Genomic DNA, 26,991 nt, shown 5'->3' on the forward strand with positions numbered 1-26,991 from the left:
CGAGGTTACGGCCTGGCGTCAGGCTCCGGCGCACACTCCGGAGCCGCGGATGGTGGTGCCGTAGACGTTGGCGGTGGCGATGTGGGCGTTGAGCTGACCGGAGGGCAGCTGGTGCTTCATGTTGTCGCTGATCTGGGTGAGCTGATACCAGAGGTGGTACATCGAATCCCCGTTGTAGACAGGCGAATACTCGCTCTGGTCGGGGTAGTTGACGATGAAGAGGGTATGGGCGCGCGGATCGAGGAAGGCCGCGGACTGGTCGAGGTTGGCTTCGATGGTGTTCGCGGCGTGTGGGACACCGGGTGCCTGCCAGTTGTCGTGTTGGCTGTCGAGGAGCTTTTGGAAGCCGAGCGTTTGGCTCATCAACTGGTCGTACTGGGCGTTGAACCACTGGCAGGAGTCGCGCATGGCGGCGACTTGTTCCGGGGTGACGCGGTTCTGCCAGAGGTTGTAGGGATAGACGGTTGTGTCGGGCTGCCAGTCAGAGGCATGCGGGACGAACTGCGGGAGTGAAGGAGTTGGGTTGTCGGCGTTGGCGATTGGCGCGGTGAGTGCTGCCGCTATGAGTGCCGCTGCGAGCGTGAACCCCTTGTGCATAACCAAGTTTCCCGTGTGACAACTGACGTTGTCTAGGGGGTCGGGCGACCTAACGTGGGTTATGCAGGCGGCGGTGTGCCGATGAGAACAGCGGCCATGCGGTAGCCGTCGGGCCCGGCTTTCCAGGCGTGGTCGACGCCGGTCATGAGGACCATGTCGCCGGCTTCGATGCGGTGGGCTCCGTCGTCGAGGATGAGGTCGACGCTGCCACTGAGGACGAGCTCGAGGTCGAGGGTGTCGGTGTGATGCTTGGGGGTCTCGGTGTTGGCGCCTTGGTCGACGACCATCCAGCGGACGTGGCCGGGCTCGAGGTATTGATCGATGAGATCGGCGCTGCCTTGCGGTCGAGCGGGTGGTGGAGTCTGGGCCGTGCTGTAGGGAATGGCGATGCCGAAACCGGGTGCGACTGAGTTGATTTCGACCTCGTCGCTGCTGACGATGCAGGACTTGCCATCGGCGTCGACTCCGGTGATGAACAGTCGCATTGATGTCTGCCTTTCGTCGCTGCCGAGACAGCGTAGCTGGCACCGGTTCACCGGACGCCGATTGCGCAGTAGACCCTTTGAATGATGCGTAGCGCTATGTAGCACATCTCGCTACACTGCTCGTATGGCCAGGACGATCCCGCAGCGAGAACTCCGCAACGAGAACGCGAAGCTCATGGATGCGGTGGCAGCGGGTGAGACGTTCGTCGTCACCCGGCACGGGGAGCCGGTCGCGGAGCTTCGCCCTATTCAGTCCGCCCGCAAGACGTTTATCAGCCGCGACGACTTGGCACGCATCGCCAGCGCGGGTGTTCGAATCGACCCTGAACAGTTTCGTCAGGATCTCGACGCGGCCATCGATCAGAGCGTGTAGATGGCGCCCGGGCTGCTGGACACCTCGGTGGTGATCGACTGGCACGATCCGGCCGTCGTCGACAAGCTACCGGACGAGATGGCAATTTCGGCCATCACTGTTGCTGAGCTGGCAGCCGGTCCCCTCCTGGCGAGTACGGCGATAGAGGCTGCCAGACGCCAGTCAAGGCTGCAGGAGGTCGAATCTCTGATGGAGCCAATCGCTTTCGACGACAGAGCGGCTCGCAGCTACGGCCTCGTCGTTGCGGCGATCATCAGCGAAGGTCGCAAACCTCGCAGCCGATTCGCGGACCTGCTGATTGCGGCTACCGCACACGCCCATGGCTTGGACCTCTACACCCGCAATGCCGACGACTTCACGGGGCTTGGGGATCTGGTTCGCGTGGTGGCGGTGTGATGGTGAAGTGTTGCGCTGCAGGGACTTCAGACCGGCAGTTTCACTTCACCGCCTCCGGCGGAACAACTCCGCCGGACGACCGCGAGCGCCGGTGTTCTCTTCCATCGCGCCAGTTCCTACGAGGCGCGCCTCCATGGTGCGACGAAACCTGTCGCGCTGGAGTTTTCGACCGGCGACGGCCTCATGCACCTGCCGGAGGTCCCGCATGGTGAACCGGTTGCCCAGCAGCCGTTCCGGGTCGGGCTCGGCCTCGTAGCGCTGCCGGATGTCGATTTTGGCCAGCCGCACAATTTCTGGGTGGTCCCACGCGAGATCGCCGGGCCGGTCCACCGGGGCAAGGCGGGTATCACCCGCCGAGCCGGACCCCAGCGAGGCGAGCTGGTCGGGTCGCACCACCGCGACGTGAGCGACAGACACCACCCAGTCCCGGTCGTCACGGTCCGGAGCGTCGAATACTTGCAACTGACGAGGCCGCGTCCCCCGCACGCCGAGCTTGTCCCGCAGGGAACGGTCGACCGCTGCAGCCAGAGTCTCACCCTTGCGCACGAAGGCTCCCGGCAGCGCCCACTTCCCGACGTCATCGCGAGCCATCTCGACAACGAGTAGCCCCTGATCGGGATCCCACGTCAACAGCGCGGTGTCGACAGCGAGTGTCGGCCGCGGATAGTTGTGCAGGGGTGTCTCGCCCATAGATCGACAACCTAGCATTAAGCGCGACTATTGCGCTAAATTTGATTTTGTGTGATTGTTGCGCTAAATCGACGCAGCGGGGAGGACGACGAATGAGCGACTGGTTTCAACGCATGACCGGGTTTACTGAGGATGGCTACGACTCCACCCAGCGGCGACTCACCATCGATGGCGACGAGCTGGTGTCCACCGTGAACGGCAAGCGCTTCAGTATTGGGGAGCTGACAGTGCCGACCCTGGCCGATCTTCGCAACCGGGTGACTGTGGCTCGGGGCGAGCGCAGTTCGGTGAGCGCGCTAGTCGGCGACGCCCGGAAGTTGCATGCCGATCCCCGGTTTGTGGGCGCACTCTTCCAAGTGGCATCACAGTTCAATCTATTGGAGATGGTCTCTGAGAACGTGACGCCAGAGCAGGGAGTGACGCGCTACGCATCCGACCCGACTCAGGGACCGGCCTGCGCGATCGCTGCGGGTGCGGCGACGATCTACCGCAACTACTTCGTCCCGTTCGAAGATGGAATTGGCCAGACCGCGGATCGCCAGGTCGACGCCTTGGCCGGCGTTGGCGCGGCGCTGTCGCAACTCACCGCTCTACCGATGAGCGCGCTCTGGACGATGCGGAACGGCTATGCGCTCTGTAGTCATGAGGGGTTGGCGGCGATCAACGGTGCTTTGACGAGCGCTTCGGACGACGTAATAGACGCGCTTCGCGGCCAGCTCGCCATCGGGCTGCACCGGGACGTCCAAGTCACCGATGTCCAGGAGCCGGGGCGACGGCTGGTGTCGCAGGCGTTCTGTTCGGCTCTGCCCCTTGGGTACTCGCGGCTGCCGCGCCAGGAGTGGGAGTTGTTCGCCCGACTAGTGCTCGAGGCGACCTATGAAGCGACGCTGCTGGCCGCAGTCGAGCGTGCCGCGGGCGGTGGCTCCAACATTGTGTTGTTGACACGCGTGGGCGGTGGTGTGTTCGGCAATGAGGGCAGCTGGATCGACCATGCCATCGAGCGGGCGCTGAATGTTGTTAAGGATGCCGGGCTGGATGTACGCATCGTCGGCTACCGTGGCGTCGATCCAGGGGTTGAGGACATCATCGATCGGTGGAACGCGTGGTTCCGGGAGGTGAGGCGATGATCGAGTGGCTGGCCGCCTTGGTGGCTCCGCTCAACACGGTCACCTTCACACTGTGGGGCGACCCCGTGAGCTGGGCGGAACTGCTCGGCTTCGTCACCGGCGGGGCTTGTGTGGCGCTAACGGTTCGGCGCAGTGTCGCGAACTTCCCTGTCGGGATTGCGAACTCGGCCTTCTTCTTGGTGTTGTTCGCCTCGGCGCAGCTGTGGGCTGACTCCGGGCTTCAAGCTATCTACATCATCCTGGGCTTCATCGGATGGTGGCAGTGGTTGTACGGCAACACCGACCGCACTCCCTTGCCGGTGCGCGGGGTGAGCCGGCGACACTTCATCTGGTGCGTGGTCGCGGTCGCGGTCGGTACTGCGGCCCTGTATCCGCTGCTGATGTCGATGCACGATTCGGCGCCTTTTCTGGATGCGCTGACCACCAGCCTGTCGTTGGTCGCGCAATGGCTACTCAACGGGAAGTGGATTGAGTCCTGGTACTTCTGGGTTGCCGCCGACTGCATCTATGTCCCGCTGTACTTCAGTCGCGGACTCAACCTGACGGCGGTCGTGTACATGCTGTTCCTCGCATTGTGTGTTACGGGCTGGCGGGCATGGCGCCGGGAGCTTGCTCTCGAACGTGAAACCGTGGGAAGTGCAGGGTGACTCGCTACGGTCACGGCTTGCTGATTGGCAAGTTCTACCCACCTCATCTCGGGCACCATGCGGCGATCCGCGCTGCTGCCGAACAGTGCGAGCGGTTCACGGTGCTGGTGATGGCATCGGCAGTGGAGACGATCCCGTTGAAGGATCGTGTCGGGTGGCTTCGGGTCGCGCACAAGGGTGAGTCGGATATTCGGGTCATCGGTATTCGTTGCGACGCTCCGCTGGATGTTGGCAGTCAACAGATCTGGGCGGCACAGGTGGCGTTGATGCAAGCCGCGCTGCAGCAGGCAGGCGAGCCTGTGGGCGTTGATGTGCTGTTCTCGGGTGAAGATTATGGGGCTGAGCTGGCGCGCTGGTTTGGTGCCGCAAGCAGGCGGATTCCGCGTACCGGTCTGAGCGCTTCAGCGGTGCGACGCGACCTTGCCGGGAGGTGGACCGATCTCGCGCCGGCTACCCGCGCCGGGCTGGTCACTCGCGTTGTGGTCGTGGGTGCTGAATCCACGGGCACAACAACACTTTCCCGGATGCTGGCTGAGCACTACGGCACGCAGTATGTCGAGGAGTACGGACGCGAGTACACCGCACTTAAATGGGCGTCTGAGCCGTCGATGGACTTAGTGGACCTGGTTTGGACCGCGGCCGACTTTGACGTCATCGGTGTAGAACAGACGCGACGTGAAGAGGGAGCAGCTGCGGCGTCGAGCTCCCCAATGCTGATCTGCGACACCGATGCTTTCGCGACGGCCATCTGGGAGCGCCGCTATCTCGGGGCGGCAGCACGGACCGGCCAGCCGTGGACGCAGGTGCCGCCGAGAGCGGTCTACCTGGTCACGGACCACGAGGGGGTGCCCTGGCAGGACGATGGCATGCGAGAGGGCGACTTGCAGATTCGCGAGGCGATGACGGCGTGGTTCATCGAGGCACTCACTTCAGCTGGGCACTCTTGGGTGTTGTTGACCGGCAGTCTGTCTGAACGGCTGGACATCGCGATTCGGACGATCGACGCGTTGGTTGAGCTCCGTGCGCGGTTTGGTGAGCCGCTGCATGGGCCGGGGTTTGAAGGAACGACCAAAGAGAGATGAGTCTCGTCGTCCAGCTCAGGACCCCGATCAGGAGGACGCTGCATACTGCAGGTAACGCTGCTTCTTCCACAGCACATAGTGTGCCGAGTCCGCGCTCGCGTTCATGCTGCCCCCGCAACAACAACTCCCGTCGGAAGCACACGCAACTTCCCCACAGCCACAGCGCGTTCCAGCGCCGAGTCGAGACGCGCTGCGACGCCCGCGCCCATTCGCTTGACGCCGAACAATGCCATCGCCTGACGCTTGAGGTCGTCCTTCAGAGCGCCGCCCGACTGCTCGGCCACTACGACCATCGCGTTCCCAAGTTCGACCAGACTCACCTCGTCGATTGGACGGCTCTCGCCTGATTCGGGGACGCGCACGGTGCGCCACATCTGCGGCTCAGTGCCCGTCGACCAATAGAAGTCGGCATCGTCGGCGCGGGCGTATTCCTGCGGCACCACCCGCTGAATGGCGCGCTTCCGGTCTTCGCTGACCCGCGACAGCCCGAATGCGCCACCCACCAGTCTCGCTAACCGATCCTTGTGCACCGGCGCTTCGGTCTCGATGATCGACTCGGCGATCTTGACGACGTGCGACCGGTTGTAGCTGGTATGAATTTCGTCCAACACACTGACTCCGCCGATAACGACCGGCATCCACGGGCTGTAGTCGGCCAGGTCAGCGTGTCGCCGCACGCTCACCGGGGCGCTCGCCGCCGACGGAGCCGACTTGAACGCCACGAACTCCGCCGGCTCGGGCGTTGTGGAAATCGTCACCGGCTCCACCGAAGGTGCCGGTGGCTCCAGGCGCCGTTGCTTGGCCGCCGCCACCGCGTCCCGAATACGCCCGATCGTGGCTTCGCGCTGACTGAGCCACTCCGGCAACCAGATTCGCTCCACTCCGGGCCAATGCAGCAGATTCGAGAGCACATCGATCGGTAGACCGTCACGGTCGGCCACTGTGCGCCGGGTGTACCACTCGGTGCCGTCGAGCAGGATCGCCACCAATGGCTGATCGGGTTCGTCCGGGTCGGACACCACGAGATCGACGCGGAAGTCAGACAGTCCGACATCCGATCGGACGACCAGGTCCTCACGGCGTAGGGCGTCCGCGATGTCATCGCGATGCCGGTCGATTACGGCATTGCGTCGGCCACCCTGGGTGATCATCTCGACGCCGCGCTGAGCCATCTCCAGATAGGCACGCAGGTGCTTGGTGCCGACCTGAGTGGTCTCCTCGGCCCGCAGATCTGACGGGTCGAAGCTCGAGTACAGCACCACTTCGCAGCGCGCACGGGTGATCGCGACGTTCAGCCGACGCTCGCCGCCCGGCCGAGACAACGGACCGAAGTTCAGCGGAACGAACCCCTTGTCGTTCTTGCTGAAGGCCACCGAGAACAAGATGGTGTCGCGTTCGTCGCCCTGAACATTCTCCAGGTTCTTCACGAACAGCCCATCCGGATGGTCCAGCGCCTGCAGTAGCCGTTCGTCGCCGGTGTCGCGCAACAAGTTCTCGATCAGGTCACGCTGTTGGGAATTGAAGGTGATGACACCGATCGATGGGGCCTTGTCGGGAGACTCGGCAAAGCGACGCCTGATGTCGGCCAGAATCCGCTCGGCCTCAACCTGGTTCGTACGCAGGGTCTTGCCCTTGCCGGACCGCTGGAACTGACCGTCGACTCGAACCAGCGAGATGCCGTGGCCGGTCGCCGGTGTCAGCGGCGCCGGGAACGAGGCCAGCCGGCCGTTGTAATAGTGGATGTTGCTGAATGCGATCAGTGCCTCGTCCTGGCTGCGGTAGTGCCACGACAGCCACTGCTGCGGGACGAGCGATTGCACGCATTCGCTGAGGATCGACTCCTCGTCGGCGACGACCTCGGGGCTGTCCGTGGCTTCGTCGTCCAGCGATGCGCTGGCTTCGGCGAAGCTGGTCGGCGGCATCTGCTTGCTGTCCCCCACGACCACAACGGCTTTCGCGCGTCCCATCGCACCGATGGCGTCGGCCACACGAATCTGCGAGGCCTCGTCGAACACGACGATGTCGAAGATGTCCGGGCGGGCAGGGAAGAACCGTGCCACCGAGTCCGGACTCATCAACGTGCACGGCAAGATCTGGGTGATCAGCTCACCGAAGTTGTCCATCAGACCGCGCACGCTCATCCCGCCACGCTTGCGGTCCAACTGGCGCTTGAGCAGGCCGACTTGCCCGCTCTCTGTGTACGCATCGAACTTGCGGTCGGCGAGCAGCCCGGCGGGAATGGCACGGCGCAGCTCTTCGCGGATCGCAGAGGAGCTGCTGGTGAAGCGCTGGATCGCTTTGCCGTGTGCGGTCACGTCAAACTCGCTGAGCCCGCTGGCTTCTAGACGCTCGGCAATCGACGCAGCGGCCACCCCACTGTCGAAGGCGAGGCTGGCGTCTTCGGCCACGACATTGCCGGCAAGAATCTGCGCCCGCGCGTGCGGCATATCGGCCAAGGTGAGGGGCTCGACGTGCTGCAGCAACGCAACCCATCGCTCGATGGTCGCCGCAGACTCCAGCTTGCGGGCAGCTCGACCGGCCCACCATTGCGAGATGAAGCCGTCCCGGACGATGTCGGCGCCGGTCACTTGCGCCAGCTGCGTCCACGCGGTGGACCAAGCCTGCAGCGCCGGCCCGAACGCACCTGCGGGATGCGAGGCATAGAACATACGCAGATCCGCAACACGTGGCTGCGTAGGCTGCGCCGACAGAACCTGCCCGATACGCCGCACCGCCGCCACCGTCGCAGAGAGATGCCCCGCATCCGCGTCGGTGAACGGATTCCAGGTGCGGTCGAACACCAGAATCGGCAGAGCCGAAACCCGTTGGCGGAGGTCGGCAACGATGGCGTGACTCTGTTGAAGTTGCTCGGTGAGCTTCGACAAAGTCTTGAGGTCTACCGCCGCCTGATCCACGGCCAGCACATCAGTCAGCTGAGCGAGGACTGCCCGGCGGCGCTTCTTGCGACCAAAGAACCCGGATTCATCAGCGGCCACCGCCGCCGCGTGGATGGCTGGAACGTCCAGATCCACGACTGCCGGTGTGACGGTGGACAACCATTCTGGTCTTGATTGATGCAGATGCGCGAGCACCTGCTCGATACCGGCGAGATGCGCCTGCCCCTGCGGGCTGTGCAGCCCATCCACGGCAGCCAGCGGATACCGTGGTTCCGAAGTCAGCCGCGACCACGCGTCGACGTCACCAGGACTGTCGTACTTGGTGAGCACATCCAACGCAATCCCGCCGGCTTGCAACTCAGTCAGCGCGTTGTCGAATGCCACGGCCGCAGCGTGAATCCTGGCCGGATCAAGGCCAGCTGGCGGCACCCGGTCAAGGAATGCCCAGGGATGGTCGGGCCGTGGACGAGCGTCATCGACCTTTTCGGGCAGGGTGCGCAACGCCTGCGCGACGCTGTCGAAGACAGTGGGATCAGGATTGGTCACAAGGCTTCTCGGTACTGCGAGAGGTGTGACGTCTTGATCTGCCGCCAGCTCCGAAGACCGTGCGGTGTACAGCGACTGGCCGACCGCGTTCTGCTCGTGGAGCCGATCGGCGTAGCGGGCCAGGCTGTGCCGGCTCGATTCGGCGACTTGTAGCTTGGTCTTCAGCAAGTCGGCGTCGTGGCTGAGCCGCAGCTCGAGCGCATGCTTGATCTGGGCCCGCACTGCCGCCGGGCGAGCGGACTTGTCGTGGATGTCCAGCGAAAGCTCGCCCAGCCCAACACTTTCCAGACGCTTCTTCACCACGTCTAGTGCCGCGCGCTTCTCGGCGACGAACAAGACTCGACGACCCGTTGCCATCGCATGTGCGAGCAGGTTCGTGATGGTCTGCGACTTGCCTGTTCCCGGAGGTCCCTCCAGGACAAAAGTGCGGCCGCCGACGGCGTCGGCGACGGCGCGCAGCTGCGACGCGTCGGCCGGTACCGGCACGGTCGTACTGAGTTCATCGAGATTCGGTTCGGCGAGGTCGGAGATGGGGTCGACGAACGGGTTTTGCGGACTCTCGATGAGATGACGGACCAAACTGTTGCGGGACAGCTCTTTCCACGATTCGTCGAGATCCTTCCACAGCGGGAACTTCGCGAACTGCAGGATCGACAGGTGCACGGTGTCTTCGACGCGGAACGGGAGCTTGGCGTCCGCGATGGCTTGGCGGACCCCGTTGAACGTGCCCGTCAGGTCGATGCCCGAGGCGTCTTCGTCCGGCTGGGCCAGCGCCGGGATCTCCAGACCAAGTGATGTGCGTAGCTTCTCGACGAGGCAGTAATTCGGCGTCGACATGCCCGCCTCGTCCATGGTGAGGACATAGCGTTCACCACGGTTGGTCGTACTGAGGGTCACCGGAACCAACACAAGTGGCGATTTCAGCTGTCGGTCGGCCAGCTCCCAGCTGAGCATCCCGAAAGCCAGGTAAAGATTGTTGGCTCCGGTCTCTTCGACAATGGTCTTCGCCTTGTTGGCGAGGTAACGCAGCTTGCTCTTGTAAGACGCCACGGTGATGTCGATGTAGGCGCCATGCTTGTCGGCAAGCAGCAATTCGCGGTCAGGCTCGGGCAGGTCGCGGCCGAAGCGGATCCCTCGGGCGATGTCGACGTTTTGCACTTCATCCGAGCCGAGCAGCGAGATCTGGGCACCGGCGTTGATGGCATCTTCGAAGCGGCTCAACGCCGCCCCGGGGACGTCGAGCCGGTAGCCGGCGCGGTCGGTGTAGTTGATCAGCTTGTTGCGCAAACTCAGGTCCAGCAGCGCGTTCTTCCACTGCCTGATGCGGGCAGGCACCCCGCCGGCTTGCGCGGCAGGCTTCGACTCACTGGCAGTGTACGGCGCGATGACCGGACCGGCTCCCGGCTTGTACTCCGAGACAACAACATTGCCGTCGGAATCGACGCTACGGCTGGGCAACGGGTAGATACGTGCGCGCCGGGCCTGCTGCACATCGGTGACGCCGAGAATGTTTGTCAGGTCGTCACCGAGATGCCGGTTGTGCGGCGAGCGTCTGGCGTCGTCGAACGTCGCGTCGACAGCGGACTGCGTCAGCATCGTGGTCTCTATGAGTCCGATATTGGTCAGGTCGACTTGGTTGACGACCTCGACGGGCTCAGTGGTGGACACGTTCGGAAGGGCTCCGTCGATGCGCCAGTAACCCAGGAACGCATGCCCACGCAGCAGCCAGATCGTCGAGTTGATGCCGCACTGCTCCAGCACGGCGGCCATCACGAGGGTGGTGTCCAGGCACGTACCCAGGCGTCCTTCGAGCACCTCTGCGGGCGTGCGTACCTTCTGGCCAATATCGCCCCAGCTGGCGGGCGGCTCGGCATAGCGGATGTCGCGCGCTTTCATGGCGTCGAAGATTGCTCGCACGATCGCGTCGACCCGTTCGGGGCTCTCGCTCTGGTACCCATCGAGCGACGAGTTTCCGGTTGAGGCCTGCAACCGGTCCGAAACGTCGAGCATCAGACCGGAGATAACCGCCGCATTGGGCTGGACGTACGCCGCCAGCATCTCCAGCGCGAGTTGCGGCGGGGTGGCCTTCCACTGGTTGGCGGCCAGGATGTTGACCTCTTTGGCCGCGTCCGCGAGCACCGCGCCGGTGCTGTCGCGCAGCACGACGCGGATGTCGCCGGGCCGCTGCTCGTCGACGCGCAGCATTGATCCCGGATCGAGCTTGAGGTCCACGTTGCGCAACACAGTGGGTTGGTGTGCGAACAAGTCGAGGTGGATCTCTGCGGGTCCGCCGTGTGAACCGTCGGCGCTGACCACGTCGATTTCGATGACCGCGCCCTGCCGGTCACCGCCGGTGTTGTCGACGGTGATGTGGTCGACAACCGGGATACGGCAGTGAGCCATCGCGTAGCTGAGGTCGGAGATGGCTGCGATATCAATACGAGGCGCGTCTTCCGCCGCCGGAGGCGCCGTGGACACGGAAACGACGGGCGGGGCCAACGAGTGCTTTCCTGCTGGTGCGGCAGGCGCGACCGCAGACTTCAGCTTGTGCACCCGTTCCGCGACGTCGGTGGCTCCGACGGCGCGCAGCAGCAGTTCGGCCGAGTCGATGGCACGGTAGGTCTCGGCATCGCTGAAGTCTCCGGTGTGCGCCCACTTGTTGCGGACCTCGCGCAGCTCCTTGGCGTAGATCTCGGCCTGCCTGGGCATGGCCTTGTTGAAGGGATAGCCGAGTTCACCGAGTCGCTCGGTCATCGCGCGCAGCATGAGGGCGAGGTCGCGGCTCTGGTATTCGCCGCCTCGGCGACCGTTCGCACCATCCTTTGCCCGCAGCAGTTCCGCCCAATCGGTGCCCGGGGGGAGCAACTGGTTGAGCACCTGACTGACAAACGGCGACAGGCCACCGGCGAGTGTGGTCAGCGTTTGCCCCACAAGGGCATGATGATCGACGGCGTTCATTGCTTTTCCCCTTTAGCTTTCGAGACGTCCCACAGCGACCGCGGCGCTGCAAACGAATGCCCTTGCGGCATAGTCGGTCGCAAAGGCTTGATCATGTAATCACGGACGCCGATGTCGACGGGCAGCCTTAGCAACTCCAATTTGCGAACGTCCCGACTGGAGGTCAAGCGAACATGGGTCATCGAAGTCTCCGTTCATCTGGCTCGGCGGCCCGCCTCAAGCGAGCCGCACAGATTCGCACAGGGCACCGACAAGTTGGAGCAGCGTCGTGGAAGCTAGAGCCAAGGAACTAAAGCTGCAGCCCGGCGCTCACTGCGGCTGCGGGGTGTCCAGCCAACAGGCCGCGACTCGCATTCCGCCAGAGGATCTGTGCCACCTGCCCTACCGTCGGTTCTTATGGACAGTGGGGGCCCAGGAAGGCGGACATCCGGGCAGCGGCCTCCTAAGCTCTGTCCGTGCTTGTGTGTGTTCGCTATCCGCTCGAGCACAGAAGGATGGTCCTGCCGCACGACTGCGTCAGCGCTCCGGTGCACACTAACGCCGTACGTGCGGCTGCTCCGGTCTCACCGAATCCAGCCGCATACAAATTGTTCGGCGCACACAGTCACCTGTGTCGGTGACCGCGCTATGTCGACGCCTGGGCTGCTGAGCGACACCCGCGACCCAAAGGAGGTCTGAAAGCCGAAGGCGTTTCGTTCGGTACCGGAGTGACCGACCCAGACGCCAAACTCGTGGCCGATGACCTCCTCGCGCTTGTGGAACCTGAGGCGTAACACACGCAAATTGTGAGTACGGGACGACACAGCGAGTTCTGACGTGATTCCCCCACTTCATATTTCGTAAGATTGACAGCTGCGAAACGGCTGCCCACCGTCGTTACGTAGGCCACCAGAGCAGATCATCGGGGTAGCCGTTATGCGCGAGGTTGTTTAAGGTGCGGAGGCCGAGTGTTTTGCGACGCGTCGCGGTATCGAACGAATCGTATTCGTCGAGGCTTAACATCAATTCGAATTCTTTATCGCCGTCCCGGCAGAAAATCCGGCGTTGTTGGTCGACGCGAACCAGCGGCCGATCATCATCATCGGTCCACTCCCCGACCGCACCGAAGAACAGCTCTCCCACCTCCCGGTAGCGTTCGCGACGCGACGCTTCGACTGCGGCCACCGCCGCAGCTCTGGAGCGTTCAGCTGGAATCCCTCCGATGTCCTCAGATCCGAGGTCCTCGCGCATCCCGTCCTCGCTCCAGGACACGTAATAGCCCACGACTGCGTCATTGTCGTCATAAGCCGCTTCGATCGTATAGTCGCCATATTGCACGTAGTCCCCGTCGTCATCGGACCAGTCCAACGGCTGGTATCCGATTGGCCATTCATCAGTGCTCATCACTCACCAGCCTTTTGTCGAAACCTCTCTTGGCCATTGGTTGGACGGCGTCGCCCCGTCCGCGCCGGCGACACCTTGACGACCCGCGTGCGAACACACCACTTGGCTCGCCTGTCTGGCAGGACCTTGATCGTCGGTGTCTGCGCAAGACGCGCTTGCCAGTATGTGAGTGTTCGCCGCCAACTTCCATCCGCTCATCGTCGACCCAGAGGCAGTTGTGCGCGTAGTCCTCAAGCCACGCAAGACCATTGGCTTCCGGACTCATGCTTCCCTCCGTCTCGAGATGCGTGCAACTAGACCCGCCGTTGTGCAACAGCGCTATTGACCTACGCCTCGCTCACGAGACCCGCCACAACCCCACACAACTGCTGAACTTCGGCTACTGACGGCTGTAGCTCATAGGCATGGAGATGGCAGGCATTGCTCAGGCGATGCCACGCGACCGCCGCGCGGCTAGCGACCTCGGCATCGTCGAGAACCCGCAGGATGAGCAACTGGCTGCGTGTGTTGGCGCTCGGTGCTCGGGCATCGACCTCGGTACAGCGCGCATCGATAATCTCCTCCAGTGCGCGGCGAGCCAGGAACGCGGCCATCCTTGCGGAAAGGCCGCCGGACGCACGCGTCGTCAAGATCGACTGTGCCTGTGCCACCAGGTCGACGGCCTTCATCGCAGCGCCAACAACGCATGGACCGTGTGTTCGAGTTCCTCCGCCTCCGGCTTGGTGATGTCAACGCCGTCGCCGTGCACGGCATTGCATACCCGAAGGGTGTAGCGCCGCTCAGGCCTCGCGTCGAGCCACTTGGTGAGATCAGCTTTCGAGTCGCCGTGTACCGCCAACGCCATCCGCTGGCCGGTCTTCATCGCCGCCGTCCAGGCCTTCTCGGATTCGGCACGGCTGCCGCCCGCAAGCGCCCGCTTCGTGTAAAACGCCTGCTTCGCCGCGGCTTCCACCGCGAGCCGGAAGAGCCCGGGCATCACCCGCATTCGGATCTCTTTCGGCAGACCCTCGTCCTTCAGTAAGGCGAAGACGTCGTTGACCTGACGCTGCGCGGGATTGAGGTTGTCGCGGATGGTCACTTTGGAGCCCGCCTCACGGACTACCTCGATGAGCCTCGCGTCCGTTCCGGTGTCCCTGATTGTCGACGCCAGCCGGTCGTCATGTGAGAACACGATCACTTGATGCGTCTGAGCGATCTCCGACAACACTTGGACGAAGCCGTCGATCTTCGCGGGGTCCATCGCCTGAATCGGGTCGTCGAGCACGATGAACCGGAACGGGCTGCTGGTTGCGGTCGCTCGCGGCAGGAACAACGCCAACGCCAACGCGTGCAGCTCGCCCTGACTCATCACCGGCAACGCCTTGGTCGGTTCGCCGTCGACGGAACCCTCGAGCACGGCCTTGCGTTTGGTGGCGGTACCTTCCAGGGTGACGTTGCCTAGGTCGACATTGCTCTCTTGGCGGAGCTCACCCCAAATCTTGCGAGCTTGTGCCGCAATGGTTCCCAGTCGCTTGTTGCGGAAGGGTACAGCACGTTCGTTGAGCCACTTCTTCGCGGCGGTCATGGTCTTGACGGTGCCGTCGTTCTCTCGCGCATCTCGCTCCAGCGAGACCCAGCTAGCGATCTGTGCTGCAACTGGCGCCCATGCGTACTCCTTAAGCTCAAGTGCCTCTTGGGCTTGCGCACGCAGTACTTCGGCACAGCCCGCGACACTCAGCAGAGCCGAGTCCAGGTGGTTGGCGAGGTCAACGTCGCCATCGGGCCTGTCGGCGGTGGCTGCAACGGCCTCGTTGTAGCTCCTGAGTGCAGAGAGCTCCACTCCGGGCACCTCGCCGATCTGCTCGACACTGCCGACCAGCCTGAGCGCCGCGGTTCGGGCGCTAACGAGCTCGGCTGTCGCGGCCTGATACTCGCTGAGGACCTGTTCTGTGCTGGCCACCGACTCCCTTGCAGCGCTGGACCATTCACCGTCGAGTCTGCCCTGGCCACACACGGGGCAGTCGATGTCGCCTTCATGGTCATGCAGACGAAGCGCCGACTGGAGAAGTTGGACCCGCTGGCGGGTGCCGTCGGCCAACGACGCGGCGACCGTCGTCAGGTTCTGAGTAGCGGCTCGCAGTCGGGCTGCCGCAGAATCGATCTCGTCGATCGTGGGCGCTTCGAGCGCCGCGGCGCGCCGCAGCGCCAACAGCTCCGTGTGGCCCTGAGCATCTGATCCAGTGACCAAGGCCAGCACCTCATCCAGCGGTGCACCGCCCCGCTTCTTCAGTAGCGTCGTGGCCAGCTCCGCGCGTTCGTCAGCGTTGTCGGCAAGTACACCGAGCAGCCTCTTGCGCTCGTCATCGGCGCGATCACGTCCGGCCTTCGATGACTTGAGCTCTGCTACAAGCCATTTCTCAGCATCGGCGAGCACCTCGAGTCCGAGCAATTTGGCCAACGCGTCGTAGAGCGCCGACGGGCCGCCATCGAACAAACGGCCCAACTCGTCGTAGGACAGCACGGGGCGGGTCAGCTCGAGTGGACGTCCCCACCCCAGACTGCCGGTGCCCTCCGTGCGGTCGCCACCGGCCACCTGCGTGTACGACGTCCGGGCGTTGAGCTCGGCGCCCTTATCCCAGCTGACCCCGACCGTGAACGGCCCTAGATCTTCAGCGGTGAACCCAACCCGGATTGCGCAGGGGTGCGGGCGATGCAAATTGCGCCAAGACTCCGCCCATAACGTTTCCTTCTTGAGCCAGCGGTAACTGGTGCCGGTGAGAGCGAGTTCGAGCGCTTCGGCGAAGCTCGACTTTCCGGAGCCGTTGCGTCCGCTGACCACAGTTAGGCCAGGCGCGGGGTAAAGATCGAGTTGGGCCTGGCCCCCAATGCCGCGGAAACCTACCACCGAGATGCTGGTCAGGAAGGTTGGTGAAGGTTGGGTGCCGGCGGCCGTATCTTCGTCGGCAACCTCAGCAAGCGCGTTGAGCACCGCGTTCTTGATGTCCGAGTGCAGCGCTGCGTCGTCGTCGAGCAGCTGCAGTATGACGTCTTGGACCGATTCCTCGCTCGTTTCCCCACCGCCCTATTGAACTACGGCGGACCGACACGGCGGGTGTTCTAACCAAAGGCGTTCGCGTGTGACCAACCAGCTGGGTCACTTGGCTGCTTGGCCACCGAGAATCGCGATGCAACGCGATGGCTTTAATGTCTAGAATGCACTGGCTTGTACGGGGTGGTCCGGCCGCATGCTGACGAATCTAAATTAAGCAATCAAGATTGGACTACCTGAGTGCGATGGCCGCATGCTTATCGTCAATGATAGGAGAGCATACGAGCACGATGCCTAACTACGACTGCACGTTTATCCTCACCAACCCATACAGCACAGACGCCGTCCCGGACGTGGAAAATCTCGCGGTTCGCGCCTATAACCACATGTACGACAAGTCTGAGGAAGGATGGCGTCTTGTTTCCACGTCGACACCGCCGGATGCAAACGCCTTGATGTTCTTCTGGGAGCAGGTGGAACCAGATTGATCGCTGCTGCCGGCGGACAGAGGGCTAAGCAAAGCAAGTGAATTCCGACGGCTGTGGCGCAGGGTTGTGGAAGGGTGGAAGTTGGACCTACAGCGCGAGTCAGGCGGGGTTTAGCCGGATCGGCCCGGCCCTGGTCATTCGAAGTAATCCTCGTCGACTTCGACGACAGTGAACACCTGGCGTTTTTGGACGCCAACGCCGTATTTGATCATCAACTCGCTGAGCCGCTGTCCATCGATCAGCACAACCCTGGTGCCGATGCCCTTCACATACTCAATCGCACCCGCCGAAAAGCGACTGGTCGTGATAAACACGCCTCGATTTGCGCCCACCCCGTGGAGTGCGCCGACGAATCCTTGGACGTCAGGTCGTTGGACGCTGTTGTCCTTGCCGTAGCGCTTCGCTTGCACGTAAACCCGCTCCAGTCCGAGCGGATCCTGATCGATGACTCCGTCAACACCGCCGTCTCCCGATCCGCCTAGGACAGTCGCGCGCTGTTCAGCACCTCCGTACCCCATCGCGACGAGCACGTCGAGCACTGACTGCTCAAGGAAGCTGGGGTCCTGCTCGCGCAGGCGTTTGAGCAGATCCGCCGCAACCTCTCCGTGCAGCGCGGCAACCCCGTTCTCAATCATTTCCAGCGGGTCGGCCGACTCCCCTGTTATGACTTCGACTGCGGCGCTATTGGCCGCGGCCTGGCCGCTCCCGAGTCACGCGACGTAGGCCTGGTAGACGGGCAGAGTCTTTAGAGTTTTTTCGGAAATCCCATTCGGGTGCTGATCAAGGAATTGTCTGCCGGCGTCATTCAACCGGTATGCCGCCCGCTGTGGCTTTTCAACGAGCTCTGCCTTATACAACGCGCTCACCGCCCAACCGACACGATTCTCGGCTCTCGACTCGCCAGACGACAAAGGCTCGAGACGTTGCTCGTCCGTGAGCCCGACATGGTTACAGACAGCTTCGAGGAGCTCGCGTCTTTTCCATACTTTGCCGTCGGCCAGCACTTCTAGTACGGGTTTGAGAAAGCCCGACCACACAGGCATCGCCACGGGTCCACTCGAGGTCACCAGGCCACTATTGCATTCACAGGGCAGCACAAGCCGAGCTTGCCTCGATTCTCGGGCGGATTCGGCTGCGAGTGTTGCAGTCGCGGACCACAATCGGGTCCGTGGTCTCTTCGTTCGGGTGGTTGGACACGGATAACGAGCAACGTCGGAAGATGTTGGAGGTCGTCGATCTGTTTAAGGAAGAAGGCACGGTCGACGAGCTGGGCATCGGTTCGATCAGGGACGCCTTCGCGGACGCACTCTTCCCCGGCACATCGGTCCTACAGACCCGGCTGCGGTACGTCCTATTCATTCCGTGGCTGATGCAAGAGGCCACGAAGGGCAACCGCACTTCCAACGAGATGAGCGCGCGGTTCCGCGACAACGAGCTGCAGCTGATCTACGCACTCGACCAGGGTGAGGAGAAGCTCGGCGTCATCGGCAACACCGCACGCGCCAAGTTGAAGCGAATGCCCAGCAGCATGTACTGGGCCGCCATGGGCACGTGGGGCATACGCAATACCGACCTGTCGCCTAATGCGTACTTTCGTCGACAATACGACTACCGCCGGCTCGCCGACCGCACTGCGCGCGCTGACGACCCCGAAGCCCGAGACCTGTTGCTGAACAACGATCTTGATCCTCACCTTCCTGCGGCGCCCGCCGGATTGCTGGGAAAAACATCTTTCGAGCTTCGGCCCGAGGAGGAGCAGTACCTGTCGGACCGCATATCGGCGTCCAAGGCGGACTCGATGCTCGCGTGGCTCATCCGCAACGAACCAGGCAATCTGCCGGACTACGTCTGGCAGGTCGACAACGTGGGCGAGGCGCCAGAACAGCTTCAGGATTTAATCGATCATGCGCGCCGCTTCCACACCGTCATCTACGGCGCGGCAGCGCTCTACAACCTGTTGCTTGCACGAAAGAGCCACCGAGACGATCTGGTCGCGGAATACGAGAAAGCGATTGAAAATTGGCGCGGCGAAGTCCATGCGACTAACGCGCTCGACGGCTGGAATCGATCAGATTGGTGGGCGAAGGTGCAACAATGCAACCCGCGCCTGCGCCAGGCGACAAAGACCTTCGTCAACAGCTGGATCGACCTCACAATCTCCGATATTGACCTTGCCAACGATCCGACCGCGATCGCCCTCATCAACAATCGCGAACGGCAGATCAAGGGTGGCCGTGCGCGATTAATCAACCAGGCAGCACTCGACCGGTGGTCGGGCCAAAGTGGACTGAGCCGGCTGGACTACCGCTGGTCGGTTGCCCGCCGTCACCTCCGCGACCTCTACGCCGCGAGGCACGCCGCGTGACGCTGACCCCCGAGACGCGCGTGCTGCTCACAGACGCCATCCGTCCGCCAGCGGGCTACCGAATGGAAGTCGCTGTTGGAACGACGTATTCGCTCACTCTCACCGCGCTGCTGCTGGCGCCGTTGTCGTTCGCGTTGTTCGACTGTCAGGACAGCGAAGCAGTCGAGCGCGACGACAGTCAGGACATCAGATCATCGGATCCCATCCGACTTCTCGAGGCCGTGCGCCGGTACGCCGACCACACCACGGTCTTCTGCCAGGCCGGCGGGATCCACGTGCCGACGCAGTACCGAAGCATCCTCACTTTTGTCGAGGACAGCGTGCGCGAGGCCTCGCCATCCCAAGAAGACTCGTTGTTCCATCCGAAGATGTGGGCGCTGCGCTTCGTCACCGAGAACGGGGAGCGGCTCCACCGCGTGGTCGTGCTGAGCCGCAACCTGACGTTCGACCGGTCGTGGGACACCGCCTTGGTTCTCGACGAAGAAGCCGGCGGAAACGTCGACGCTGGTCCAGCTGCTGAGTTCGTCCGCCATCTTCCGAGTCTTGCTCTTCGTCCGCTGCAGAAGAGTCGATCCGATGAGCTTCTCGACCTTGCAACGACTCTCGAACACGTGACGCTCGGTGCGCCTCCCCCGTTTACCGGCGGCGAGCTCATTCCGATGGGGCTCCACGGGGAGACAACGTGGCCGTTCCCCCATCGAGGCCGACGCCTTCTGGCCATCAGCCCGTTCCTGACCAAGGGGGCGATAGACCAGTTGGCAAAAGTGTCCGACGATCGCACGGTGGTATCTCGGGCCGAGTCGCTCGAACAGACGGGATCCGACGCACTGCACGGATGGGATGTGAACGTGCTGCAGCGCCTGGCCGAAGTCGATCCGAGTGAGGACGTCGAGGACGTCACCAAGACGGTGACCGACGGATTCTTCGAAGCTCACGACGGCCTGCACGCGAAGACCTTCGTCGTCGATGTCGATCAGAACCAGTCGATGGTCGTCACGGGCAGCGCCAACCTCACCACCGCATCCTGGAACCGCAATGTCGAGTTCGACGCTCTCTTAACGGGTCCCACAGCGTCGTGCGGGGTGTCAGCCGTCCTCAATGGTTCGCCCGAAGCGCCGGGCCTCAGGCAGATCCTCGAGGAGTACGCCATCTCGACACCGCAAGGCATCACCGACGAAGCGGCCGAGACAGCATTTGCGCTCGAAGCACTTCATCGCCGCCTGGCCGCGGGCCACGTCTCCCTACACATCGAGCCTGTCGATGATGAGCGCGTCGAAGGACTTCTGACGCTCGAGACTCCTCCGAATGCGCCTGGAACGACGACTGTGCGATTGGCGTCACTCAATGACGTCCAGGCGAAACCCTTGGCGGCACAGATCGACTGGACCATCTCGCCGATCAACGTCACGCCATTCATCGTCGTCGAGACCACGGCTGGATCTGGCGCCGCGAAGGTCACTCGCCGATGTGCCCTGAAGGCCGAGTTGACCGGTGCCGTCGACGGACGGCGCCAGGACGCCGTTTTCTCGATCCTCAGAAGCAAGGAGGACGTCTTGCGCTATCTGGTCTTCCTCCTTGGAGATCCCAGCTATGATGCGCTATTCGCCGAGGTGGCCGGGCTAACCGCAGACCGGCTCGCCGACGCCGACAAATCTGCTCAGACGAACAACGATGTGGCGCTCTTCGAGCCATTAGTGCGCGCGGCGGGACGGGATCAAGACGCGCTGGCACGTGTCGCGAGCCTCGTCGAGGAGATCCGCGAGCTCCCCAACGGCTCCGAGCTCGTCCCTGATGGATTCGACGAGCTGTGGGACGTCGTGTGGCAGGTACATCAGGAGCAACATCGCGCATGAAGCCCGATCCCGAACAGATCCTGGCCAGTCTCAAGGACTTCCAGCGCAACACTGTCGAGTATGCTTTTCAACGACTGTGGGGCGACGAAGACCCGGTCAAGCGCTTCCTCGTCGCCGACGAGGTCGGCCTCGGCAAGACGATGGTGGCCAAGGGGCTGGTAGCCAAGACGGTCGAACACCTTTGGGACACCGACAAAAGAATCGACATCGTCTACATCTGTTCGAACAGCCAGATCGCCCGGCAGAACCTGAGCCGACTCAAGGTGGTCGACGGGAACACCGTCCGCCATGCCGACCGGCTTACGTTGTTGCCGAACGTCATTCGTAACCTGCGTGATAACAAGGTCAACTTCGTGTCGTTCACGCCAGGAACGTCTTTCAAGGTCGGCACGTCCGGGGGTGCTGCACCGGAGCGAGTGCTGCTGTACTGGCTGCTGACGCAGTGCTGGGGGCGAGACGCGGTGGCAGCGACCCGCTGGAAGCGGTTCTTCGAAGGCAACGTCGAGCGGTCGAGATTCGAGTGGTATCTGAAGACCTTCGACCGCTCGTCGTTGGACGACGAACTGTGCCAATCGTTCGGCGAAGCCATCGAGACCGCCATAGGGCCAGGAGGCGGCCGGCTGCGGGATGAGTTGGAAGCGTGCGTCGATGACTTCAACTACCTGCGGGACAAGCCGTCAAACCAACTGAGCAGTAGGCGGAATCGTTTGATCGGCAGGCTGCGACAACTCGTTTCCCGCGCCGCCGTCCACCACCTCGAGCCGGATCTGGTGATCCTCGACGAGTTTCAGAGATTCAAGGACCTACTCGACGCCGATGATGAGGGCGCCGAACTCGCTCACGCGATCTTCGATCACCCCGACGCGAAAGTTCTCTTGTTGTCGGCGACGCCGTACAAGATGTACACGCTGCCGGATGAGCCTGAAGGCGACGACCACTACCGCGATTTCATCCGTACCGTGCGATTCCTCGCGGATGACGAGCGAGCACACATCGTCGAGCGTGAGTTGCGAAAGATGCGTGAGAGTTTGTTCTCTGGCGGCGATCACGCACCTGCGGTAGAAGCCAAGGGGGTCGTGGAGCGAGAGCTTCGCCGCGTCATGTGCCGAACGGAACGTCTGTCGGCGACTCAGGACCGGGACGGGATGCTGGAATCGCGGGAGATGCCGGGAGCGCGGCTGGCAGCGGAGGACCTGCGGTCCTGGCAGACGTTCGACGACGTCGCACGGCACGTCGATCGGCACGATGTCTTCGAGTACTGGCGCTCGACGCCATATCCGTTAAACCTCATGGATCGCAATTCCTATCAGGTGCGAACGAAGTTCCAAGAGGCAGCCGAACAGCACGACGCGACGCTGGTCAAGCTGCTTGAGCACGGCCGCGGGCTGCTGGACTGGAACGACATCCACCGGTACCGCCAGGTCGATCCGGGTAACGCGAAACTCCGGGGCCTTGTTGAGGACGTATTAGATCGTGGCGTATGGCAATTGGCGTGGCTGCCGCCATCTCTGCCCTATTACGAGATGGCCGGCGCCTACGCCGAACCCCAGCTGGCAACCTTCACCAAACGGCTCATTTTCTCGGCGTGGTCGGTGGTCCCCAAGGCCATCGCAGTCATGGTGAGCTACGAGGCGGAGCGACGCGCGATCGAAGCGGCGAAGCTGACGAACCGCCTATACGACGATCGCCCGATAACCCCACCACTCCAATTCCGCATGAGCGCGGGCCGTCACGCGAGCATGCCGGCGCTAGCGCTGCTGTACCCCAGCTTGACGCTGGCCCGGCTCGGCGACCCGCTCGAGGTAGCCGGAACGCTCGGTACATCGCTGCCGGCGTCGCGCGAGGCGGTCCTCGGTGCAGTGCGGGGGCGAGTATCAGCGGCGCTGTCTGAACTGACGGCGGGGTCGGATGCATCGGGTCCGGTAGACCAAAGTTGGTACTGGGCAGCGCCGTTCCTTCTCGACCGGCACTTCGCAGCAGCCGAGAGTGACGAGTATGCGCCGCGCATGCGGAGGTGGAGCGGTGACGAAGACAACGAATCTAGTCTTGCCTCGCACCTGGACTATGCGGAGAACTTCGATGATTCGCAGCTCGGTTCGCGACCCGCGGATCTCGACGAAGTGCTCGCACGAATGGCGATCGCTGGACCCGGAGTATGCGCCCTGCGCGCACTGTCGAGGGTCACCGGCGGCCCTGACGCACTGCAGGACATTGAAGTTCGCGATGCAGCGTATCAAATCGCCCAGGGATTGAGGTCGCTGTTCAACAAGCCTGAGATCATTGCCCTGATGCGATCGGGTGATGACGCGTCGTACTGGCGAGCTGTCCTGGACCACTCGTTCAGCGGGTGCCTACAGGCAGTACTCGACGAGTACGCACACGTGCTGATCGAGTCCGAAGGCCTTCAGGACGCGGATGCATACGTGCGCGCCGATACCCTCAGCGCCGTCATGTCCGAGGCTTTGTCGATTCGCACAGCGACGAACGCTGTCGAGCAGGTCACCGTCAGCGGCTCCGAGATAAATCTCGAGGAGCACCGCATCAACAGTCACCTGGCCGCCAGGTACGGACGCGTGCAGTCGAATGAGCAAGCAGCACAGCGTGAATCCACAATCCGAACTGGATTCAATTCGCCGTTTAGACCCTTCGTGCTCGCGTCGACGTCGGTAGGCCAGGAGGGGCTGGACTTTCATACCTACAGCCATGCCATCGTTCACTGGAACCTTCCGAACAATCCGGTTGACCTAGAGCAGCGTGAAGGACGCGTTCACCGCTACAAAGGCCACGCGGTCAGGAAGAACGTCGCCGACGTGTACGGTGCCGCGGCCCTTTGGTCGCAAACTGCGGACCCATGGAGAGCGATGTTTGAAGCTGCAGTTCACGCACGCGAGGCTGACGACTCAGACATCAAACCGTTCTGGATTTTCACTCGCCCAGGAGGCGCGGTAATCGAGCGATACGTGCCTGCGCTTCCGCTGAGCAGGGAGGCGCAGCAGTACCGACGATTACTTCGGACTGTCGGCGCCTACCGTGCCTTGATCGGGCAGCCTCGCCAGGATGACTTGATCCGATACGTCGGTGACGACGTGGAGTGGCTGAGAATCGATCTCACGCCAACAGTGACGGGACAGTATTGAGCGGGTCGATGCGTCAATCGGCCTGACACTGCAGCATCGGGCCTGCGTCATTTCGCGTGTTTCGGCCACTCGTCGATCCATACTCGTCGGCGCTCATCGACGTGAGATGAAATCCCTCGCACTTGGCGCAGGCGTATAGCCGATCCTCAAGTTTTCCGAGATGCCCCCCCTGCACGCCTGAGCCGGGTTTGCTGGGCGCTATGCAGCGCTACGCCTGCCGCATGCTCGGGTCTGCTGCACGGATAGGTCACATCTTGACCTGATCGTGCAGCAGACACTCCGAGCCGATGCGGTTCAACCACGACGAAACTGCAAGCCCTCATTGGGAACCTATCGAATCCGGGTCAACTACCAAAGTCGGGAGATTCCCCCAGGGAGGTTGAAGCCTCGTCCGACGACCGCCGCAACCCTCAAGGTCTCGGCGTTTGGTCGGACTGGTACTGCGTGGCTTTAACGGTGCCGTCAGCCACCGCGGGCCTGCGAATCCTCAAGCAAATCAGCAATCGCGATTGCTTCGGGCATCGTCCAAGTTGCCGCTTCGTCCTCAAGGATTTGCATCCAAGAGGGCGCCTCATTCGTCGCACGATCAGCAGCATCCGTGCGGACTTTGAGCGCTAACATCCCGACCCGCATCAAGACGGGAACATTGAGATGCCTGACCGCAACAAGTGCTTCGCCCGCAATTGCCGCGATTACTGTCTTAGACAGACTAGCTCCACCGGCCGCGGCATGAGCCGCCAGCAGCATTTCGGTGCGCTTGGCCGCACCCGCAGCGGTCAGACGCGGACTGCCTGTGTCGCGATATGCCGCCAGATGCACGTGGGTTCGGATGACGAGCTCAGTCGCGATCATGCCGATACCAGGAGTGAGCATTCCCGAGCGGAGGTTCAATCCGTCACCCGAATTCGTTCCTGCATAGGCGTTGTGGGCGAATTTTCGTAGCTCTCGATCCGGCATCTCGTAGAGCAACGACCAACCGGGGAGCGGAAGGCTCATTGGGGTGACGAAATCTGCAGCCCAGTGTTTGAGTAATAGCGCGACGGCCAGGTGCGGCTCGGTTATTTGAACGAACGGCAGACCGGAACGAGTCGTGGTCACGGATTCGACAAAGCGCTGACCATCTTCCCACACAGTGCCCCTGAAGGTGCCGGACCTGATTTGGTTGAGGGCTTCGAAAAAGCGTCCAATATCGTGGCCGGCTGATCGCACGCGATGGGCGGGCCCACCGAAGTTCGGGCCCGTGTAGTCGATGGGCAGGCGTGCCGCATCCCTCTCCCACCTCTGCAGAAAGTCGGTCTTCTTCAGCCACGACAGACCACCGAGAACCGCTGTGTCGACTTGGCTGTCGTAAAGATTCGCGAGGGCGCCGACAAAGCCTGCGGTGCCGACGGCAGCCAAATCGCCAGGCTCCCAGGGAATTCGCTCGGACTGCCGCCACTTTTCGAGTTGTACGGCTGCGACGGGGTCGATGAGGTCGTTCAAGTCGGGCTCACCCCACGCTTCAGCCACGCGGCGCTCGCGATTGTGTTCGGTGATCGCGTCGTAGGTGAGGCCAGTTGGCGCCTGCGATAGGCGCCTCGCCATTTCGTGGTCGAGAGGTTTCTCAGCGAGAGCTGCCCTCGCAAGCGCCTCAACGTGGTCAATGTCGCGCCCTAGGGCGTCAAGGTTCTCGATGAAGTCGGCGTCAACTACAAACCCTTGATCGGTATCCTTGCCTTGGTTGTCTGCAGTCACGCAGCTTCCTCAAGGTCATCGGCAAGCGCAGCGACACCCTCGGCAAGCGTCTCCGCGTCCTTCTTTTCGCCTTCGAGTTCATTCATTTCTGCCAACAGCGCTTGAAGCTCGGGGGCTTCAGGGCCGGTGACACGCTCGATTAGTTTGTCAGCAATAGCGCGAAAACGCGCGATGCGCTCCTCGGCCTCCAACCGCTTCGCCCGCTCTGCATCGACCTCCGCCTGCTTGGTTTCGAGCTGAACACGAAGCTTTTCAATCCGCTCGCTAAGAGCCGCCACGATCTTGCCTAGGTTTTCGACACGCTCGCGAAAGCTGACGATGACCGCCTTGGCAGCCTCCTCGTTACCATCGACGTCACGCAACACAAGCTGCGTGACGACGTGCAGCCGCACCGCATCAGCGGCAACGCGGGCGACTGTGTAACCCGATGCTCGCCCACCGAGCGTTGCCGCGCCAACACCAGCCACACCAGTGAGCCCCGTGATCAGAGCCGCGCCACCAGCCATACCTAGCCCTCCCGCTGCGATCGACCCGCCGCCGAGCGCCGCCATTCCCGCGGTCGTCGCAACCGCGCCCGAGTAGCCAAGGACAAGTGAACCGAAAACGCCCGCGATCGCGGGCGCTGCGAGCCCGCCAGTCAGCAGGCCCACGCCGAGCCCCGCCCCAGCAAGGAGCGCGTACTTTGACCACGAGCCTGTCGCCGACAGCTTCTTGATGGCATCTTTGTAGGCGGTTTCCACGGCGTCGAGATCCTCGGGATGCAGCTGGTTCATCGCGCAATGGGCATCTGACAGGGTTTTGGCGCGGACGTTTCGGTCCCACTTGCCCTCGACCCACGGTTCGAAGCCGTACAAGTCAATGAGGACCAGCAGTGCTCGAGACCGCTTGGCGACCAGTCCCGAGATCTCCGGACCTGCGTCCTCCAGCGCCTCGAGATCGGTGGACTCGGTGGCTGTAATTTGGTAGACGACTTCGGCCAGCGGAGACGACCAGTCGCTAATGCTTCGGCTCTCGATGGCCTGGACCGCGGCAAGGCGAAACGCGTTTCGAACAGCGCGCTTGGAGGCGAGGCTCTTCCCAGCCGACGCTGCGATGTCACGCTGCATCATTCGGTACTGCCAAGCGGTGAGGATGAAATCCTCGTCTGCTGAAAGCTCAAGCTTCTTCTGCACGTGTTGGCCGTCCACCGTCAACACGCTAGCGGC

20 protein-coding genes are annotated in these 26,991 nt (G+C 62.7%); 9 read left to right on the plus strand and 11 right to left on the minus strand.

Annotated elements, in window-relative coordinates:
• Positions 1–18: 18 nt before the first annotated feature.
• Positions 19–597: a hypothetical protein gene (locus G6N32_RS23505; RefSeq protein ID WP_163789415.1), complete on the minus strand. Its 579-nt coding sequence runs from the start codon at positions 595–597 to the stop codon at positions 19–21.
• A gap of 59 nt (positions 598–656) precedes the next feature.
• Positions 657–1,082 (minus strand): cupin domain-containing protein, encoded by a 426-nt coding sequence (locus G6N32_RS23510; protein WP_115318681.1) that lies wholly within the window; start codon positions 1,080–1,082, stop codon positions 657–659.
• 124 nt (positions 1,083–1,206) lie between these two features.
• On the opposite strand from G6N32_RS23510, the gene G6N32_RS23515 reads away from it, so the two are divergent.
• Both G6N32_RS23515 and G6N32_RS23520 read left to right on the plus strand, forming a co-directional pair.
• Positions 1,207–1,455, plus strand: a complete 249-nt coding sequence (locus tag G6N32_RS23515) for a type II toxin-antitoxin system Phd/YefM family antitoxin (RefSeq protein ID WP_115318680.1) — start codon at positions 1,207–1,209, stop codon at positions 1,453–1,455.
• The gene (locus tag G6N32_RS23520; RefSeq protein WP_115318679.1) at positions 1,456–1,851 is read left to right on the plus strand and encodes a type II toxin-antitoxin system VapC family toxin; all 396 of its coding nucleotides are present in this window, start codon (positions 1,456–1,458) and stop codon (positions 1,849–1,851) included.
• Positions 1,852–1,896: 45 nt separating this feature from the next.
• On the opposite strand, the gene G6N32_RS23525 is transcribed toward G6N32_RS23520, so the two are convergent.
• Positions 1,897–2,541 (minus strand): NUDIX hydrolase, encoded by a 645-nt coding sequence (locus G6N32_RS23525; protein WP_232077283.1) that lies wholly within the window; start codon positions 2,539–2,541, stop codon positions 1,897–1,899.
• A gap of 92 nt (positions 2,542–2,633) precedes the next feature.
• Between G6N32_RS23525 and G6N32_RS23530 the strand changes: the two genes are divergently transcribed.
• From G6N32_RS23530 to G6N32_RS23540, 3 genes are read left to right on the plus strand one after another with little or no spacing between them, the layout of a single operon-like run.
• Complete coding sequence (locus G6N32_RS23530; RefSeq protein ID WP_115318677.1) at positions 2,634–3,668, plus strand: hypothetical protein; 1,035 nt, start codon at positions 2,634–2,636, stop codon at positions 3,666–3,668.
• The gene (pnuC, locus tag G6N32_RS23535) at positions 3,635–4,315 is read left to right on the plus strand and encodes a nicotinamide riboside transporter PnuC (RefSeq protein WP_232077285.1); all 681 of its coding nucleotides are present in this window, start codon (positions 3,635–3,637) and stop codon (positions 4,313–4,315) included. Before G6N32_RS23530 ends, pnuC begins: the two co-directional genes overlap by 34 nt.
• A gap of 17 nt (positions 4,316–4,332) precedes the next feature.
• Positions 4,333–5,397 (plus strand): AAA family ATPase, encoded by a 1,065-nt coding sequence (locus G6N32_RS23540; protein ID WP_232077287.1) that lies wholly within the window; start codon positions 4,333–4,335, stop codon positions 5,395–5,397.
• Between the two features lie 101 nt (positions 5,398–5,498).
• Here the strand turns inward: G6N32_RS23540 and G6N32_RS23545 are convergent, their stop codons facing one another.
• The 4 genes from G6N32_RS23545 to G6N32_RS23560 all read right to left on the minus strand — a co-directional run bounded on the left by G6N32_RS23545 (position 5,499) and on the right by G6N32_RS23560 (position 16,149).
• The gene (locus G6N32_RS23545) at positions 5,499–11,798 is read right to left on the minus strand and encodes an anti-phage protein ProA (protein ID WP_115318675.1); all 6,300 of its coding nucleotides are present in this window, start codon (positions 11,796–11,798) and stop codon (positions 5,499–5,501) included.
• A gap of 876 nt (positions 11,799–12,674) precedes the next feature.
• Positions 12,675–13,181 carry a hypothetical protein gene (locus tag G6N32_RS23550; RefSeq protein ID WP_115318674.1) on the minus strand — a complete coding sequence of 169 codons (507 nt, stop codon included), beginning with the start codon at positions 13,179–13,181 and terminating at the stop codon, positions 12,675–12,677.
• A 326-nt stretch (positions 13,182–13,507) separates the two neighbouring features.
• Positions 13,508–13,849: a hypothetical protein gene (locus G6N32_RS23555; RefSeq protein ID WP_115318673.1), complete on the minus strand. Its 342-nt coding sequence runs from the start codon at positions 13,847–13,849 to the stop codon at positions 13,508–13,510.
• On the minus strand, positions 13,846–16,149 hold the full coding sequence (locus G6N32_RS23560) for an AAA family ATPase (RefSeq protein ID WP_232077289.1): 2,304 nt from the start codon (positions 16,147–16,149) through the stop codon (positions 13,846–13,848). The genes G6N32_RS23555 and G6N32_RS23560 overlap by 4 nt, the downstream gene beginning before the upstream one ends.
• 350 nt (positions 16,150–16,499) lie before the next feature.
• Here G6N32_RS23560 and G6N32_RS23565 point away from each other — a divergent pair, with 350 nt between their 5' ends.
• Entirely contained in the window at positions 16,500–16,697 is a 198-nt protein-coding gene (locus tag G6N32_RS23565; RefSeq protein WP_147291995.1) for a hypothetical protein, read from the plus strand.
• Between the two features lie 134 nt (positions 16,698–16,831).
• Here the strand turns inward: G6N32_RS23565 and G6N32_RS29015 are convergent, their stop codons facing one another.
• Positions 16,832–17,332: a restriction endonuclease gene (locus tag G6N32_RS29015; protein WP_232077291.1), complete on the minus strand. Its 501-nt coding sequence runs from the start codon at positions 17,330–17,332 to the stop codon at positions 16,832–16,834.
• A gap of 75 nt (positions 17,333–17,407) precedes the next feature.
• Complete coding sequence (locus tag G6N32_RS29020; RefSeq protein ID WP_232077822.1) at positions 17,408–17,740, minus strand: winged helix-turn-helix domain-containing protein; 333 nt, start codon at positions 17,738–17,740, stop codon at positions 17,408–17,410.
• A gap of 125 nt (positions 17,741–17,865) precedes the next feature.
• Here G6N32_RS29020 and G6N32_RS23575 point away from each other — a divergent pair, with 125 nt between their 5' ends.
• Genes G6N32_RS23575 through G6N32_RS23585 form a run of 3 tightly spaced genes read left to right on the plus strand, consistent with a single transcriptional unit; the run spans position 17,866 to position 24,052 of the window.
• Positions 17,866–19,062: a DUF6361 family protein gene (locus tag G6N32_RS23575; RefSeq protein WP_264028574.1), complete on the plus strand. Its 1,197-nt coding sequence runs from the start codon at positions 17,866–17,868 to the stop codon at positions 19,060–19,062.
• On the plus strand, positions 19,059–20,915 hold the full coding sequence (locus G6N32_RS23580; protein WP_197935787.1) for a phospholipase D family protein: 1,857 nt from the start codon (positions 19,059–19,061) through the stop codon (positions 20,913–20,915). The genes G6N32_RS23575 and G6N32_RS23580 overlap by 4 nt, the downstream gene beginning before the upstream one ends.
• Positions 20,912–24,052 carry a DEAD/DEAH box helicase gene (locus G6N32_RS23585; protein ID WP_115318669.1) on the plus strand — a complete coding sequence of 1,047 codons (3,141 nt, stop codon included), beginning with the start codon at positions 20,912–20,914 and terminating at the stop codon, positions 24,050–24,052. The genes G6N32_RS23580 and G6N32_RS23585 overlap by 4 nt, the downstream gene beginning before the upstream one ends.
• A 462-nt stretch (positions 24,053–24,514) precedes the next feature.
• Here the strand turns inward: G6N32_RS23585 and G6N32_RS23590 are convergent, their stop codons facing one another.
• Positions 24,515–25,786 carry a hypothetical protein gene (locus G6N32_RS23590; RefSeq protein ID WP_115318668.1) on the minus strand — a complete coding sequence of 424 codons (1,272 nt, stop codon included), beginning with the start codon at positions 25,784–25,786 and terminating at the stop codon, positions 24,515–24,517.
• The gene (locus G6N32_RS23595) at positions 25,783–26,973 is read right to left on the minus strand and encodes a coiled-coil domain-containing protein (RefSeq protein WP_147291993.1); all 1,191 of its coding nucleotides are present in this window, start codon (positions 26,971–26,973) and stop codon (positions 25,783–25,785) included. Before G6N32_RS23595 ends, G6N32_RS23590 begins: the two co-directional genes overlap by 4 nt.
• Positions 26,974–26,991: the final 18 nt, after the last annotated feature.

It is taken from the genome of Mycolicibacterium aichiense (assembly GCF_010726245.1).
Classification (GTDB): Bacteria; Actinomycetota; Actinomycetes; order Mycobacteriales; family Mycobacteriaceae; genus Mycobacterium; species Mycobacterium aichiense.